13 protein-coding genes are annotated in these 15,015 nt (G+C 63.3%); 6 read left to right on the top strand and 7 right to left on the bottom strand.

Annotated elements, in window-relative coordinates; all coding sequences use genetic code 11:
• Nucleotides 1-39: 39 nt before the first annotated feature.
• Complete coding sequence (locus NCT05_RS02975) at nt 40-735, top strand: YggS family pyridoxal phosphate-dependent enzyme (RefSeq protein WP_034470643.1); 696 nt, start codon at nt 40-42, stop codon at nt 733-735.
• A 14-nt stretch (nt 736-749) separates the two neighbouring features.
• Entirely contained in the window at nt 750-1,562 is an 813-nt protein-coding gene (gene proC, locus NCT05_RS02970) for a pyrroline-5-carboxylate reductase (protein WP_250456592.1), read from the top strand.
• A 13-nt stretch (nt 1,563-1,575) separates the two neighbouring features.
• On the opposite strand, the gene NCT05_RS02965 is transcribed toward proC, so the two are convergent.
• From NCT05_RS02965 to recG, 7 genes are all read right to left on the bottom strand, one after another.
• On the bottom strand, nt 1,576-2,820 hold the full coding sequence (locus NCT05_RS02965) for a methyltransferase domain-containing protein (protein ID WP_250501718.1): 1,245 nt from the start codon (nt 2,818-2,820) through the stop codon (nt 1,576-1,578).
• Nucleotides 2,821-3,140: 320 nt separating this feature from the next.
• The gene (gene ubiA, locus NCT05_RS02960; protein ID WP_250501717.1) at nt 3,141-4,001 is read right to left on the bottom strand and encodes a 4-hydroxybenzoate octaprenyltransferase; all 861 of its coding nucleotides are present in this window, start codon (nt 3,999-4,001) and stop codon (nt 3,141-3,143) included.
• A gap of 102 nt (nt 4,002-4,103) precedes the next feature.
• Entirely contained in the window at nt 4,104-4,592 is a 489-nt protein-coding gene (locus NCT05_RS02955; protein ID WP_008351500.1) for a Dps family protein, read from the bottom strand.
• A gap of 125 nt (nt 4,593-4,717) precedes the next feature.
• Complete coding sequence (locus NCT05_RS02950; RefSeq protein ID WP_160172877.1) at nt 4,718-4,870, bottom strand: hypothetical protein; 153 nt, start codon at nt 4,868-4,870, stop codon at nt 4,718-4,720.
• A 34-nt stretch (nt 4,871-4,904) separates the two neighbouring features.
• The gene (locus tag NCT05_RS02945) at nt 4,905-6,377 is read right to left on the bottom strand and encodes a catalase (protein ID WP_250501716.1); all 1,473 of its coding nucleotides are present in this window, start codon (nt 6,375-6,377) and stop codon (nt 4,905-4,907) included.
• Nucleotides 6,378-6,702: 325 nt separating this feature from the next.
• Nucleotides 6,703-7,662 carry a hydrogen peroxide-inducible genes activator gene (locus tag NCT05_RS02940; protein WP_008351503.1) on the bottom strand — a complete coding sequence of 320 codons (960 nt, stop codon included), beginning with the start codon at nt 7,660-7,662 and terminating at the stop codon, nt 6,703-6,705.
• Between the two features lie 130 nt (nt 7,663-7,792).
• Entirely contained in the window at nt 7,793-9,979 is a 2,187-nt protein-coding gene (gene recG, locus NCT05_RS02935; protein ID WP_008351505.1) for an ATP-dependent DNA helicase RecG, read from the bottom strand.
• Nucleotides 9,980-10,060: 81 nt separating this feature from the next.
• Between recG and queA the strand changes: the two genes are divergently transcribed.
• The 4 genes from queA to secD all read left to right on the top strand — a co-directional run bounded on the left by queA (nt 10,061) and on the right by secD (nt 15,006).
• On the top strand, nt 10,061-11,095 hold the full coding sequence (gene queA / locus NCT05_RS02930; protein WP_250501715.1) for a tRNA preQ1(34) S-adenosylmethionine ribosyltransferase-isomerase QueA: 1,035 nt from the start codon (nt 10,061-10,063) through the stop codon (nt 11,093-11,095).
• A 47-nt stretch (nt 11,096-11,142) separates the two neighbouring features.
• Nucleotides 11,143-12,303, top strand: coding sequence for a tRNA guanosine(34) transglycosylase Tgt (tgt, locus tag NCT05_RS02925; protein WP_034470631.1), 1,161 nt, complete (start codon nt 11,143-11,145; stop codon nt 12,301-12,303).
• 183 nt (nt 12,304-12,486) lie between these two features.
• Nucleotides 12,487-12,813 carry a preprotein translocase subunit YajC gene (gene yajC / locus NCT05_RS02920; RefSeq protein ID WP_008351510.1) on the top strand — a complete coding sequence of 109 codons (327 nt, stop codon included), beginning with the start codon at nt 12,487-12,489 and terminating at the stop codon, nt 12,811-12,813.
• A gap of 126 nt (nt 12,814-12,939) precedes the next feature.
• A complete protein-coding gene (gene secD, locus NCT05_RS02915; RefSeq protein ID WP_250501714.1) occupies nt 12,940-15,006 on the top strand; it encodes a protein translocase subunit SecD in 2,067 nt (688 codons plus the stop codon).
• Nucleotides 15,007-15,015 lie beyond the last annotated feature (9 nt).

Below are 15,015 nucleotides of genomic sequence, written 5' to 3'. Positions count from 1 at the left end.
TTCGTATAATGAGCGGCTCGACCGTCCCGAGCCTCAAGCATGTCCATCGCCCAACATCTCGAAGAAGTCCGGCAACGCATCGCGAAGGCGGCGCACGAAGCGTCGCGCGATGCGGATTCCGTCAAGCTGCTCGCCGTGTCCAAGACCTTTCCCGCCGACGACGTGCGCGCCGCCTTCGAAGCCGGCCAGCGCGCGTTCGGCGAGAACTACGTGCAGGAAGGCATCGCGAAGATCGCCGAGCTCGCGGATCTGCGCGGCGAAATCGAATGGCATTTCATCGGGCCGCTGCAATCGAACAAGACGAAGGTCGTCGCCGAGCAGTTCGACTGGGTGCATTCCATCGATCGCCTGAAGATCGCCGAACGTCTTTCCGCACAACGTCCGCCAAGCGCGCCCGCGCTCAACGTATGCGTGCAGGTGAACGTGAGCGGCGAGGCATCGAAGAGCGGCGTCGAACCGGATGAGGCCGCCGCGCTCGCGCATGCGGTCGCCGCCCTGCCGGGCTTGCGTCTGCGCGGCCTGATGGCGATTCCCGAACCCGCCGAAACACTCGACGCGCAACGCGAACCGCACGCGCGCCTGCGCGAACTGATGAACGCGCTGCGCGCCGACGGCCTCGATCTCGACACGCTCTCGATGGGCATGTCCGCCGATCTCGAAGCGGCCGTGCTCGAAGGCGCGACGATGGTCCGCATCGGCACCGCGATTTTCGGCGCGCGCAATTACACCAACTGACTTCGTCATCAACCATGAAAATTGCATTCATCGGCGGCGGCAACATGGCCGCGGCGCTCATCGGCGGTCTCATCAAGCGCGGCACGGCGCCCGCTGACATCTATGCCATCGACATCAACGACGAAGCGCGCGCGCGCACGGCGAAGCAGTTCGGCATCGCGACGGGCGCGGCTGTCGACGAAGCGCTCGCCGGCTACGACGCGATCGTGCTCGCGGTGAAGCCGCAAGTGCTCAAGAGCGTGGCCGAAGCGCTCGCGCCGCATCTGTCGAAGCAGACGATCATCAGCATCGCGGCCGGCATTCGCGCGACGGATCTTTCGCGCTGGCTGAACGGCTACGCGCAGATCGTGCGCACGATGCCGAACACGCCCGCGCTGATTGGCATGGGCGTGACGGGGCTCGCCGCGCTGCCTGGCGTCACCGATGCGGCGAAGGCGCTCGCGTCGCAAGTGCTGGAAGCGGTCGGCACGGCCGTCTGGTTCGACGACGAAGCGAAGCTCGACGCCGTCACCGCGATCTCCGGCAGCGGCCCGGCCTACGTGTTCTATTTCATCGAAGCGATGCAGGAAGCCGCGCGCCAGCTCGGTATGGATGAGGAGCAAGGGCGCGCGCTCGCGGTCGCGACCTTCACCGGCGCGGCGCAACTGGCCGCGCAATCGGGCGAGCCGGCGAGCGTGCTGCGCGAGCGCGTGACGTCGAAGGGCGGCACGACGGCGGCGGCGCTCGCATCGTTCGAGGCGCAAGGCGTGAAGGATGCGATCGTGCGCGGCGCGCTCGCGGCAGAAGCGCGGGCGAGAGAGATGGGGGATGAGTTGGGCGGGGCTTGAGGGCGCCGCGCTCTCAAAGTTTCTGCACGACGAATTCTATGCCGCATTCCGAGAATGCGGTGCGCGTCTGATCGTAGCGCTCCATGCCGTGCAGGAAACTGTGATCCAGAAGCTCGACCTTCTTGATGCTGACTTCGCGCTCGAAACTGCGCAGCAAATCCACAACGTTGATCGAAACGGGCGACCAGCTTTCCCGCTTGTATAGGGTGAACGTGTGCTTGTGGTCGCCGTTGAACGTCGACGGCCACATGCCCTGCTCGTAGAGATCCTCGTCCGGCACGGTGATGACGAGATGGCCGCCCGGCTTGAGCACGCGCAACCAGTGGCGCATCGCGACACGCGGGTCGATCATGTGTTCGAGGCAGTGCCCGGAATAGACGAAATCGAAGCTGTCGTCCTGAACGTTCTCGAGATATTGCGCGTCGCCCTGCTCCCACTCGTAGACCGTCACCCTGTCGATACGCGGAAACAACGATCGATACAGCGCGATGCTGTCATTGCCGCCGCCGATATCGAGTCCATTGCCCACGAGCCAGCGATTGCTGAAACGAGCGTCGAGCAAGCGGCGGTTGAGCGAGATGCAGGTCGTGCCGGGAACGCCTAGGGTGAGCGCGAACGGCTGCGTCTGGTCGCCGGGCAGCACCCATTTTTTCAGCGCGTATTCGCCCCAAGCGCGCGGCCACAGGACCGCGTAGCCCGTATCCTCGGAATGCCAGTGCAGCGTGTGCGAGGAGTCGAACGACGCAAGCAATTCGAGAAACGCCGCTTCCTGATCGAAGCCGTTTTCGGCCCAATCCGGAAGCGTCCCGGAGCTTGTCTGAAACTCGCGCCGGTAGATGCGTACATCGTCCAGCACGATAAGCGCGTCACTGGCCCGCCCGCGCATGAGTTCAAGTTCCGCGAGCAACGGCAGGCGCTCGGTCGGAGAGTGTTCCTGACTCATGTAACTCTTGCCGCCATGGTCCGCGCCCGGATAGTGTGCGTCGAGAAACACGAGGCAGCGCTGTTCGGCGAGCACGCCGGTCACCGAATCGGAGCGCAGGAAGGTGAGACTGTCCGCGTTCACCACATTGAGCCGCTCGCTTTGTTCCGCTTCGGCGAAGAGCGGTTCGAAGATTTCGCAGGACAGCGCTTTCGCGAAACCCGCGCCCAAGGCGGCACGGCACGAGTCGCCTCGTCCATAGCCGGTCTCGATGAGATGCGTGACTCCGTTTCGGGATGCGAGTCCGGCTAGATCGAAGCGAGCGAGAAAACCCATGACTGACACATTGGAAGTAAAGCAAACGAACGAATGCAGCCGCGCGGAAATACCCCGCGGCGTTCGGTTGGCTTGTCGAAGGAAGGCCGGCGCGTTCGCAATCGAATTGCCGGGCGGTGTATAACGCGTCTTTCAGACGCGCCCAAAGGATTAGCTAGTTGCCTAACTTGGCGAACTTATCAAAAGATAAGACCGCGAGACTTCAATGTGAACAAATTTGTCGTTCTCAGACCATTTCGCAGGCCGGAATAAAACAGCGGGCGGCGCGATGTCGCAACGTGCGTTGCACACGTTGCGGCACCCAATCCATGCGAACGGGATCAGTTCGACAGTGCATACTGCAACGCAATCCCCGCAAACAACATCCCGCCGAGCCAGTTGTTATGCCTGAACGCGGCGAAGCACGCCATGCGCTCACGATTGCGGATCAGCCCGTAGTGATAAACCGCGCAGCCCGCCGCTGCGAGCCAGCCGAGCCAGTAGAGCCAGCCGAAGCCCAGCGCGACGCCGATGCCCACGTAAATCGCGAGCGTTATCGCGTAGCAGAGCATGACGGCAAGCACGTCGTATCGCCCGAAGGTGAGCGCGGACGTGCGAATGCCGATCTTGATGTCGTCGTCGCGATCGACCATCGCGTATTCGGTGTCGTACGCGACCGACCAAAACACGTTCGCCGCGAGCATGATCCACGCGAGCATCGGCACCTGGTTCTGCACGGCGGCGAAGGCCATCGGAATGCCGAAGCCGAACGCGATGCCCAGATACGCCTGCGGGATCGCGAAGAAACGCTTGGTGAACGGATACGAACCCGCCACGAACAGCGCGAACACCGACAGTTCCTTCGTGAGCGTGTTGAGCGGCAGGATCAGCAGGAACGCGACGAGCGAGAGCGCCGCCGCGAGCGCCACGGCTTCCCACGCCTTGATCTTGCCCGATGTGATCGGCCGCTCCGCCGTGCGCTTCACGTAGCGGTCGAAATCGCGATCCGCGTAGTCGTTTATCGCGCAGCCCGCCGAGCGCATCAATATCGTGCCGACGATGAAAATGACGAGCAGCATCGGCGACGGATGGCCGCTCGACGCGATCCACAACGCATTGAGCGTCGGCCACAAGAGCAGCAGGCTGCCGATAGGCTTGTCGAGGCGCACGAGGCGCATGTAGAGCGGAAAACGGGCGAACATGGCGGACCTGGGAGCGAAATTCACGACGAGCTATTTTAGATCAGCCCGAAAAGCAAAAACCCCGCGTGAAAGCGGGGTTTCGTCATGTCGAGGCCGAGCGCTTCAGGCCAGCATCGCGCGCAGCATCCACGCGGTCTTCTCGTGCGTCTGCATGCGTTGCGTGAGCAGGTCGGCGGTCGGCTCGTCGTTCGCGGCTTCCGTCGCCGGGAAGATCTCGCGCGCGGTGCGGACGACGGCTTCCTGGCCTTCCACGAGTTGGCGGATCATGTCTTCGGCGGCCGGCACGCCGTCCGCTTCCGGAATCGACGACAGCTTCGCGAAGTCCTTGTAGCTGCCGGGCGCGTGCACGCCCAGTGCGCGAATGCGTTCGGCGATCGAATCGACGGCGAGCGCCAGTTCGTTGTACTGGGTCTCGAACATCAGATGCAGCGTGTTGAACATCGGACCCGTGACGTTCCAGTGAAAGTTGTGGGTCTTCAGATACAGCGTGTACGTGTCGGCCAGCAGGCGGGACAGCCCGTCGGCGATCTTCTTGCGGTCTTTGTCGCTGATGCCGATATTGACGGCGGGTGCAATGCCTTTCTTCGCCATGATGACTCCGAGAGAGAGTTGATTCGAAAGGTGCGAACGCCGCGCGCAAGAGCTTGCCGCGCGGCGTTTCGAGCGTTCGACAGTTTATCGTATAAACGGGGAACGATTCATTGACGGCGACGCTATCACGCGCCCGCGACACCGCCCGCGACGATCAGCCCGTATCCCGCCGCGACGATCCCGAACGCGATCGCGACGCGCACGCCGCGCGATGCCCGAACGCTCGTTGCGTCGATCTGCTCGACGGCCTGTGCGATGTGATGCAACGCCTGAGACATGATGTGTTCTCCCGTGTTTCCGAAAGCGCCGCCGTCAGACGGCTGCGGTGTCCTGCTCTTCGATCGTCTGCCCGAGCTTCGCGAGCGCATCGATCACGCCTTGCGCATACGCCGGATCGATACGGCGGAAATGCCCGATCTGCCGCGCGACGATCTCGTTCGGCACGCCATGAATGTGCCGCGCGATGTTGCCGAAGAAGCGTTCGCGCTGGGCTTCGTCGAAGAGTCTGAAGAGCGCTGCCGGCTGGCTGTAGTAATCGTCGTCCTCGCGATGGTCGTAGCGATGCACCATCCCGCCCGCTTGCGGCGGCTCGTTTGCGTTCACGTCCTGCGCGAATTCGCCGTAACGGTTCGGCTCGTAGTTCACGCGGCCGCCGAGGTTGCCGTCGGTCCGCATCGCGCCATCGCGATGAAACGTGTTCGCGACCGACGTACGCGGCGCATTCACCGGAATCTGATGATGGTTGACGCCGAGCCGATAGCGCTGCGTGTCGCCATAGGAGAAAAGACGCCCCTGCAACAGCCGGTCCGGCGAGAAGCCAATGCCCGGCACCACGTTCGCCGGCGTGAAGGCGGCCTGCTCGACGTCCGCGAAGTAGTTCTGCGCATTGCGATTCAGCTCGATCACGCCGACGTCGATCAGCGGATAGTCCTTGTGCGACCACACTTTCGTGATGTCGAACGGATTCACCTTCGACTTCGCAGCCTCGTCTTCCGTCATCACCTGAATGCGGAAATTCCAGCGCGGGAAATTGCCTTTGTCGATGTTGTCGACGAGATCGCGCTGCGCGCTCTCGCGATCGGCGGCGATCACGGCGGCGGCTTCGGCGTCGGTATAGTTCTCGAGCGGCTGCTGCGACTTGAAATGGAACTTCACATAGAAGCGCTCACCGTCGGCATTGATGAACGATAACGTGTGCGATCCGAAGCCGTGCATTTGACGGTAGTTCTTCGGGATGCCGCGGTCGCTCATGAGAATCGTCACCTGATGCAGCGATTCCGGATGACGCGACCAGAAGTCCCACGCCGCGACATTGCTGCGCATATTCGTGTACGGATCGCGCTTTTGCGTGTGGATGAAGTCGGGAAACTTCAGCGGATCGCGGATGAAAAACACCGGCGTGTTGTTGCCGACGACGTCCCAGTTGCCCTCTTCCGTGTAGAACTTGATCGAGAAGCCGCGCACGTCGCGTTCGGCGTCCGCGGCGCCGCGCTCGCCCGCGACCGTGGAAAAGCGCATGAAGATCGGCGTTTCCTTACCGATGTCGGCGAACAGCTTCGCCTTCGTGTAGCGCGAGATATCGTGGGTGACGCGGAACGTGCCGAAAGCGCCCGAGCCCTTCGCGTGCACGCGGCGCTCGGGAATCACTTCGCGGTCGAAGTGCGCGAGCTTTTCGACGAGCCAGAAGTCTTGCAGCGTGACCGGGCCGCGCGGACCTGCGGTCTGCGAGTTCTGGTTGTCGCCGACGGGTGCGCCTGCTGCGGTCGTGAGTCGTTGAGTCGTCATCGTGATGCTCCTGTTTTTGAGGTTCGGCGTGAGATGAATGCGGATCGGCCGCGCGTCATGCGGCGCTTGCGAAATCGGCGAGGATCGAGACCGCCATCTGGCGAAGGTCACTCCAGCGGTCGAAGAAGGTCGCGGCGGTCATGAAATCCTCTCTGTGTCGTCGCCTGAGAAGGATCGTAACGCAAGCTATCGGTTTTTATAATTCGATTAAATTTATATATGCGATAGATCAAGCGAAGTGCCGGTTTCGCTTGCGCGCGCTACCGCAAAAAAGAAAACGCCGCGCTCCGTTGCCAGAGCGCGGCGTTTCGTGGGGACAGCCGAGTCAGTTCACGGCGACCGGCATATCGAGCTTTTTCACGCCCGGCAGATCGCAATTGGCGATTGCGTCGCAGATGGCGTCGATCGCGGGCATGCGCGTGAAACTCTTGCGCCACGCGAGCACGACGCGCCGGTCCGGCACGGGTTCGTCGAACGGTACGTAGCTGAGCAGACCCGAATCGATGCCCGCCGCGTGCGGCTTCACCTCGCTCACCGACATGCGCGGCAACACGGTAATGCCGACGCCGCTCGCGACCATATGGCGGATCGTTTCCAGCGACGAGCCTTCGAACGTCTTCTGGATGCCGTCCGCGTTCTGCGAGAAGCGCATCAGTTCCGGGCACACGCCGAGGACGTGATCGCGGAAGCAATGGCCGCTGCCGAGCAGCAGCATGGTTTCCTGCTTGAGATCGTCCGGATCGATCTTCGCACGGTTCTCCCACGCGTGCCCCGACGGCATCGCGACGACGAACGGCTCGTCGTAGAGCGCGCGCACCATCAGGCCGGTTTCAGGGAACGGCAGCGCCATGATCGCGACATCGATTTCGCCTTGCTTCAGAAGCTCGATCAGTTTGAGCGTGTAGTTCTCCTGGAGCATGAGCGGCATCTGCGGAACGGACTTGATCATCTGCTTGACGAGCGTCGGCAGAAGGTACGGTCCGATCGTATAGATCACGCCCAGACGCAGCGGTCCGACGAGCGGATCCTTGCCCTGCTTGGCGATTTCCTTGATGGCGAGCGTCTGTTCGAGCACGCGCTGCGCCTGCGTCACGATCTGCTCGCCGATCGGCGTTACGCTGACTTCGCTCGTGCCGCGCTCGAAGATCTGCACGTTCAGTTCGTCTTCGAGCTTCTTGATTGCCACCGACAAGGTCGGCTGGCTGACGAAGCACGCCTCGGCCGCGCGGCCGAAATGCCGTTCACGCGCGACCGCGACGATGTACTTCAATTCGGTGAGGGTCATTGGAGGCCAATGAAATACATTGATTCGATAGGTTTGAGTTATACACCCGCCGGCTGCCGTTCGACAACTTTTGCCGATTCGCCGGTCCGCGCAGGTTAAATAGGGACCGACATGGCCCGCGCGAGTTCAGTCAAGCCTTCAAATAGTGCTCCCGCGCGCCGAGCCAGCGCGCCAGATGGCGCGTGACGGCGTCGGGAAACTGCGCAAGCATCTGATCGGCGGCGGCGCGCGCCGGTTCGATCAGCCAGCCGTCGTTTTCAAGACTCGCGAATCGCAGCATCGCTTCGCCCGATTGCCGCGCGCCGAGAAACTCGCCGGGACCGCGAATTTCCAGGTCGCGCCGGGCGATCTCGAAGCCATCGGTCGTTTCGCGCATCGTTTGCAGCCGCGCACGCGCCGTCTGCGACAACGGATTCGAGTACATCAGCACGCAGATGGACGCCGCGCTGCCCCGCCCCACGCGTCCGCGCAACTGATGCAACTGCGCGAGGCCGAAGCGCTCGGCATGCTCGATCACCATCAGCGATGCGTTCGGCACGTCCACGCCGACTTCGATCACCGTCGTCGCGACGAGCAATTGCACTTCGTTGCGCGAGAACGCGTCCATCACGGCGGCTTTTTCGGCGGGTGCGAGCCGGCCATGAACCAGCCCGACGCGCAGTTCCGGCAGCGCGGCGACGAGCGTCTCGTAAGTTTCAACGGCCGTCTGAAGCTGAAGTGTCTCGCTTTCTTCGATCAGCGGACAGACCCAATACACTTGCCTTCCGGTCAGCGCCGCCTCGCGCACGCGGCCGATGATCTCGTCGCGCCGTCCGTCGGACACTACTTTGGTGAGAATCGGCGTGCGGCCGGGCGGCAGTTCGTCGATGGTCGAGACATCGAGATCGGCGTAGTACGTCATGGCGAGCGTGCGCGGGATCGGCGTCGCGGACATCATCAGTTGATGCGGCTGGAAATCGGCTTTTCCGTCAGCCGCGTTCAGCGCCTTCGCGCGCAACGCGAGCCGCTGCGCGACGCCGAAGCGATGCTGCTCGTCGACGATCACGAGCCCGAGGCGCGCGAATTCGACCGCGTCCTGAATGATCGCGTGCGTGCCGATGACGAGTTTCGCCGTGCCGAGCGCCGCTGCTTCGAGCGCGGAACGCTTGTCCTTCGCCTTGAGACTGCCCGCGAGCCACGCGACCGTGACCCCGAGCGGCTCTAGCCAGCCGCGCAGCTTGCGCGCGTGCTGCTCCGCGAGAATTTCGGTCGGCGCCATGAGCGCGGCCTGATAACCCGCGTCGACGGCCTGCGCCGCCGCGAGTGCCGCGACGATCGTCTTGCCGCTGCCGACATCGCCCTGAAGCAGACGCTGCATCGGATGCGCGAGCGTCAGTTCGCCCGCGATTTCCGCGACCACGCGCTGCTGCGCGCCAGTCAGCGCGAACGGCAGCGCGCGCAACAGACGCACGACGAGCGACGCGTCGTCGTCCGGCGCACGGCGCGGCATCGCGGGCGCGGCGCGCGTGCGGCGCTCTTCGTGCGCGCGCTTGAGCGACAACTGCTGCGCGAGCAGTTCCTCGAACTTGATGCGCGTCCACGCCGGATGCGTGCCGTCGATCAGCGCGGTTTCGTCGGAATCGGCGCGCGGATGATGGAGCGTCTTCACGGCGTCGAGCAGACCGGGCACGTTGAGCGGCTGCAAATGCGCCTTCGCGATCGGCGCCGGCAGCAGTTCGGGCAGATCGACCCGCGTGATCGCGTTGTCGATCGCCTTGCGCAAATACGCCTGCGAAATTCCAGCCGTCGACGGATAAACCGGCGTCAGCGCTTGCGGCAGCGGCGTGTCGTCATCGACGGGACGTACCGCCGGATGCACCATCTCCAGCCCGAAAAAGCCGCCGCGCACATCGCCGCGTACGCGCAGACGCACGCCGATCGCCATTTGCTTGACCTGCGAGCCGTAGAAGTTGAGAAAGCGCAGCGTGAGTTCGTCGCCGGAATCGTCGTGGATTTTCACGAGCAACTGACGGCGCGGCCGATACGCGATCTCGTTGTCGAAAACGACGCCTTCGGTCTGCGCGATGTCGCCCGGAATCAGCTCGCCGATGGGCGTGATCTGCGTTTCGTCCTCATAGCGCATTGGCAGATGAAGGACGAGATCGATGTCGGATTTCAGGCCGAGCTTGGCGAGCTTGTCCGCCGTCTTGACGACGGTTTTCGGCTTTTCGTCCGCTTTCGCCTTCTTTTTCGCCGGCGCGGCGGCACGCGGCGCGTCCCTTTCCTCCAGGGTCAGCGGATCGGTCGTGGCGGCGGCGCGGCGGTCGGACAAGGGCATTGACTCTCTTCGCAAGTACAATATGAGGTTTGTTCGGCGCGATTGCACTTCGTTCGCGCCCGTTCGCGCTACGTTCAAGCCATGTTCACGCTTTCCGATTTCGATTTTAATCTGCCGCCCGAGCTGATCGCGCAGAACGCGCTCGCCGAGCGCAGCGCGAGCCGTCTGCTCGAGGTGTCCGATGGCGCGCTCGTCGACCGCCGATTCTCCGAGCTGCCGAACCTGCTCGCACCCGGCGATCTGCTGGTGTTCAACGATACCAAAGTCCTGAAGGCGCGCTTTCCAGGCCAGAAGGCCAGCGGCGGGCGCGTCGAGGTGCTGGTCGAGCGGCTGACCGGCGCGACCACGGCGCTCGCGCAGATCCGCGCGAGCAAGAGCCCGGCCGAAGGCACGACGATCCGCCTCGCGGATGCGTTCGACGTGACCGTCGGCGAACGCGTCGAGCCGTTCTACACGCTGCACTTCCCTGCCGAATGCCTGACGCTCATCGAGCAATACGGGCGCTTGCCGCTGCCGCCGTACATCGAGCACGACGCCGACGCCTACGACGAAACGCGCTATCAGACCGTTTATGCGGCAAATCCGGGCGCGGTCGCCGCGCCGACCGCCGGCCTGCACTTCGACGACGCGCTGTTCGCCGAACTCGAAAAACGCGGCCTCGAGCGCGCGACGCTGACGCTGCACGTCGGCGCGGGCACGTTCCAGCCGGTGCGCGTCGAGAACATCGCGGAGCACAAGATGCATAGCGAGTGGTACGACCTGCCGCAATCGCTCGTCGATCGCATCGCGGCGGTGAAGGCGCGCGGCAACAAGGTGGTCGCGGTCGGCACGACGTCGATGCGCGCGCTCGAAGCCGCCGCGCGCGACGCGGCGCAAGCGAACCGCCCGCTCTCGGCGACGCAGGCCGAAACCGATATCTTCATCACGCCGGGCTACGCGTTTCGCGTCGTCGACCGGCTCGTGACGAATTTCCATCTGCCGAAGTCGACGCTGCTGATGCTCGTCTCCGCGTTCGCCGGCATGGATACGATTCGCGATGCATATCGTCACGCAATCGAGCAAAAGTATCGTTTCTTCAGCTACGGCGACGCAATGCTTCTGACTCGCCGCGACTAGTTTTCTCAACCGATGCGCTGGACTGTTTTCCAGTGGCAGGAACTCAAATGACCGCAACCCACACTCCGCCCGACAACGGGCTCAAGTTCGAACTGCTGACGACCGATGGCCAGGCGCGCCGTGGCCGTCTGACGCTCAATCACGGCGTCGTCGAAACGCCGATCTTCATGCCGGTCGGCACTTACGGCACCGTCAAGGCAATCCAGCCGCGCGAACTCGAAGAAATCCGCGCGCAGATCATCCTCGGCAACACATTCCATTTGTGGCTGCGTCCCGGTCTCGAAGTGATCGGCGCGCACGGCGGCCTGCACAAGTTCATGGGATGGAACCGGCCGATCTTGACTGACTCCGGCGGCTTCCAGGTATTTTCGCTCGGCGATCTGCGCAAGATCACCGAAGATGGCGTCACGTTCGCGTCGCCGATCAATGGCGACAAACTCTTCCTGTCGCCGGAAGTATCGATGCAGATTCAGAAGGTGCTGAACTCCGACATCGTCATGCAGTTCGACGAATGCACGCCCTACTCGACCAATGGCATTCCCACCTCGCACAAGGACGCCGCCGATTCCATGCGCATGTCGATGCGCTGGGCGAAGCGCTCCATCGACGAGTTCAACCGGCTAGGCAATCCGAACGCGCTCTTCGGCATCGTGCAGGGCGGCATGTTCGAAGACCTGCGCGACGAATCGCTCGCGGGCCTCTCGGACATCGGTTTCCACGGCCTCGCGATCGGCGGGCTGTCGGTCGGCGAGCCGAAGGAAGACATGATGCGCGTGCTGAATCACATCGGCCCGAAGCTGCCCGCCGACAAGCCGCATTACCTGATGGGCGTCGGCACGCCGGAGGATCTCGTCGCGGGCGTCGCGGCGGGCGTCGACATGTTCGACTGCGTGATGCCCACGCGCAACGCGCGCAACGGCTGGCTCTTCACGCGTTTCGGCGATCTGAAGATCAAGAACGCGACGCACAAGAACTCGATGAAGCCGCTCGACGAATCCTGCGGCTGCTACACGTGCCGGAACTTCACGCGCGGCTATCTGCATCATCTGCATCGCGTCGGCGAGATTCTCGGCGCGCAATTGAACACGATTCACAACCTGCACTATTACCTGCAACTCATTGGCGAAGTGCGCGAATCGATCGAAAATCATACGTTCGAGGCGTTTCGCAAGACGTTCGCGGAGAATCGCGCGCGCGGCGTGGATTGAAAACGCGCGGCTTCGTTGCGCCAAGCTTTACAATATGCTTTCTACTGCTTGCGATAAGGCCCGCGAAACGTCCGTAACGGCTTGATGGCAAAGCGCATTCGGGCATTTTCGGGCAGGTGCGGGTGGTAGAATGCCGGGCTGACTTCCAGTCAATTATTTCGATGTAACAACGGAGAGACCAACGTGTCGTTCATTTCCAATGCCTTTGCACAAGGCGCAACCGGTGGCGCGGAATCGAGCCTGATGAGCTTCCTGCCGCTGATCCTGATGTTCGCGGTGCTGTACTTCATCATGATCCGTCCGCAGATGAAGCGTCAGAAGGAGCATCGCAACATGCTCGCCGCCATGGCCAAGGGCGACGAAGTGGTGACGAATGGCGGCATCGTCGGCAAGATCACGAAGGTGACGGACGCCTACGTCGGCGTGGAAATCGCCGAAGGCACGGAAATCACCATCCAGAAGGCGGCAGTGACGACCATTCTCCCGAAGGGCACGATCAAGTCGCTGTAAGGCCACTCGTTCCACCGCGTCCGGCGCGGCCTCGCTCACCGAGCCATCCGGGTCTTCAGACCGGCTCGTCGCGCATATCGCCGGACGCCCTCTCCTCCGAAGCCAACGTTCCGGTCGGCCATTCCCATGAATCGTTATCCCCTCTGGAAGTATGTCGTGATGCTGGTGGCGCTCGTCATCGGCCTCGTGTACACGCTCCCCAACTTCTTCGGCGAAGCGCCCGCAGTTCAGGTATCGAGCGGCAAGGCGACGGTCAAGCTCGACTCGACCACGCTTTCGAACGTCGAAGCCGCGCTCGCCGCGAGCAACATCAAGGCCGACGAAGTCACCTTCGACAATTCGCAGCTGAACGCGAACATCCGCGTGCGTCTGAAAGACACGGACACGCAGCTGCATGTGAAGGATCTGCTTTCGAAGGCGCTGAACACCGATCCGAGCGATCCGCAGTACATCGTCGCGCTGAATCTGCAGAGCGCCTCGCCGCGCTGGCTGACGGCCCTGCACGCACTGCCGATGTACCTCGGTCTCGATCTGCGCGGCGGCGTGCACTTCCTGCTGCAGGTCGACATGGCCGGCGCGCTCAACAAGAAGCTCGACTCCGACGCCGCCGATGCGCGCACCTATCTGCGCGACCGCAATATCCGCGATGGCGGCGTGAACCGGGTCGGGCAATCGGTCGTCGTGAGTTTCTCGGATCAGGCGGGCGCGGACAACGCGCGCACGCTGCTCCAGACGGGCGTGTCCGAACTGCAATGGACGACGCGCCAGGGCGGTGATGGCTTTCAGGTCGTCGGCACGTTCTCGCCCGCCGCGCAGAAAGTCGTCGAGGACAGCGCGCTCAAGCAGAACATCACCACGCTGCATAACCGCGTGAACGAACTCGGCGTCGCGGAGCCGGTGATCCAGCAGCAAGGCTCCGACCGCATCGTGGTCGAGCTGCCGGGCGTGCAGGACACGGCGAAGGCGAAGGACATCATCGGCCGCACGGCGACGCTCGAAGCGCGTCTCGCGGATCCGGTCAACACCTATATCGGCCCGAACGACGCGGTGCCGCCCGGCGACGAAGCGTTCAAGCAGGGCGATCGCATCGTGCTGCTGCGCAAGCAGGTGATCTTCACCGGCGACCGCATCATCGACGCGTCCGCGGGCTTCGACGACCATCAACGACCTTCGGTCAATATCCGTCTGGATTCTGCGGGCGGACGCGCGGTGTCGTCCGTGTCGCGCGACAACATCGGCAAGCCGATGGCGATGGTGCTGTTCGAAAAGGGCAAGGGCGAAGTGCTGACGGTCGCGACCATTCAGTCCGAACTCGGCGACCGCTTCTCGATCACCGGCCAGCCGACGCCGCAAGCCGCAACCGATCTCGCGCTGCTCCTGCGCGCGGGTTCGCTCGCCGCGCCGATGGACATCATCGAGGAACGCACGGTCGGCCCGAGCCTCGGCGCGGACAACATCAAGAAGGGCTTCGATTCGGTCACGTACGGTTTCGCCGCGATCGCCGTCTTCATGATCGCGTACTACCTGCTCTTCGGCGTGTTCTCCATGCTGGCGCTGTCGGTGAACCTGCTGCTGCTCGTCGCCGTGCTGTCGTTGCTTCAGGCGACGCTGACCTTGCCGGGTATCGCGGCTATCGCGCTCGCGCTCGGTATGGCGATCGACGCGAACGTGCTGATCAACGAACGTATCCGCGAGGAACTGCGTAACGGCGCGCCGCCGCAGACCGCGATTCAGGAAGGCTTCAAGCACGCGTGGGCGACGATTCTCGACTCGAACGTCACGACGCTGATCGCCGGCCTCGCGCTGCTCGCGTTCGGTTCGGGTCCGGTGCGCGGCTTCGCGGTGGTGCACTGTATCGGCATTCTGACGTCGATGTTCTCGGCGGTGTTCTTCTCGCGCGGCCTCGTGAACCTGTGGTACGGCGGCAAGAAGAAGCTGAAGTCGCTCGCGATCGGTCAGGTGTGGCGTCCGGAAGGCACGAATGCCGAAGCGGCCGCGGCGGCTTATCTCGCGGCGCAACGCGGCGATGAATCGCCCGTCGACGAAATCGTGAAAACGGCCAAGGGCAGGACGAAGACCGCAGTGGCCGCGCCGCGCCAGACCGAACAAGCGCCGGCGCGCACGGGCAAGCCGACGGTGCGCCGTCGTTCGGGCCCCGGCATCGATCAACAGAAACCGGGCGAGTCCCGCTGAATCCGCTGA

It is taken from the genome of Caballeronia sp. AZ7_KS35, from assembly GCF_023631045.1.
Taxonomy (GTDB): domain Bacteria; phylum Pseudomonadota; class Gammaproteobacteria; order Burkholderiales; family Burkholderiaceae; genus Caballeronia; species Caballeronia zhejiangensis.
This window is presented reverse-complemented; position numbering and strand designations above follow the sequence as displayed.

Excerpts from the sequence above, each read along its gene's own strand:
- NCT05_RS02975 (WP_034470643.1), top strand. The coding sequence starts at position 40 with ATGTCCATCGCCCAACATCTCGAAGAAGTCCGGCAACGCATCGCGAAG.
- NCT05_RS02940 (WP_008351503.1), bottom strand. The coding sequence starts at position 7,662 with ATGACCCTCACCGAATTGAAGTACATCGTCGCGGTCGCGCGTGAACGG.
- ubiA (WP_250501717.1), bottom strand. The coding sequence starts at position 4,001 with ATGTTCGCCCGTTTTCCGCTCTACATGCGCCTCGTGCGCCTCGACAAG.
- NCT05_RS02965 (WP_250501718.1), bottom strand. The coding sequence starts at position 2,820 with ATGGGTTTTCTCGCTCGCTTCGATCTAGCCGGACTCGCATCCCGAAAC.
- queA (WP_250501715.1), top strand. The coding sequence starts at position 10,061 with ATGTTCACGCTTTCCGATTTCGATTTTAATCTGCCGCCCGAGCTGATC.
- NCT05_RS02950 (WP_160172877.1), bottom strand. The coding sequence starts at position 4,870 with ATGTCTCAGGCGTTGCATCACATCGCACAGGCCGTCGAGCAGATCGAC.
- secD (WP_250501714.1), top strand. The coding sequence starts at position 12,940 with ATGAATCGTTATCCCCTCTGGAAGTATGTCGTGATGCTGGTGGCGCTC.
- NCT05_RS02945 (WP_250501716.1), bottom strand. The coding sequence starts at position 6,377 with ATGACGACTCAACGACTCACGACCGCAGCAGGCGCACCCGTCGGCGAC.
- recG (WP_008351505.1), bottom strand. The coding sequence starts at position 9,979 with ATGCCCTTGTCCGACCGCCGCGCCGCCGCCACGACCGATCCGCTGACC.
- tgt (WP_034470631.1), top strand. The coding sequence starts at position 11,143 with ATGACCGCAACCCACACTCCGCCCGACAACGGGCTCAAGTTCGAACTG.
- proC (WP_250456592.1), top strand. The coding sequence starts at position 750 with ATGAAAATTGCATTCATCGGCGGCGGCAACATGGCCGCGGCGCTCATC.
- NCT05_RS02955 (WP_008351500.1), bottom strand. The coding sequence starts at position 4,592 with ATGGCGAAGAAAGGCATTGCACCCGCCGTCAATATCGGCATCAGCGAC.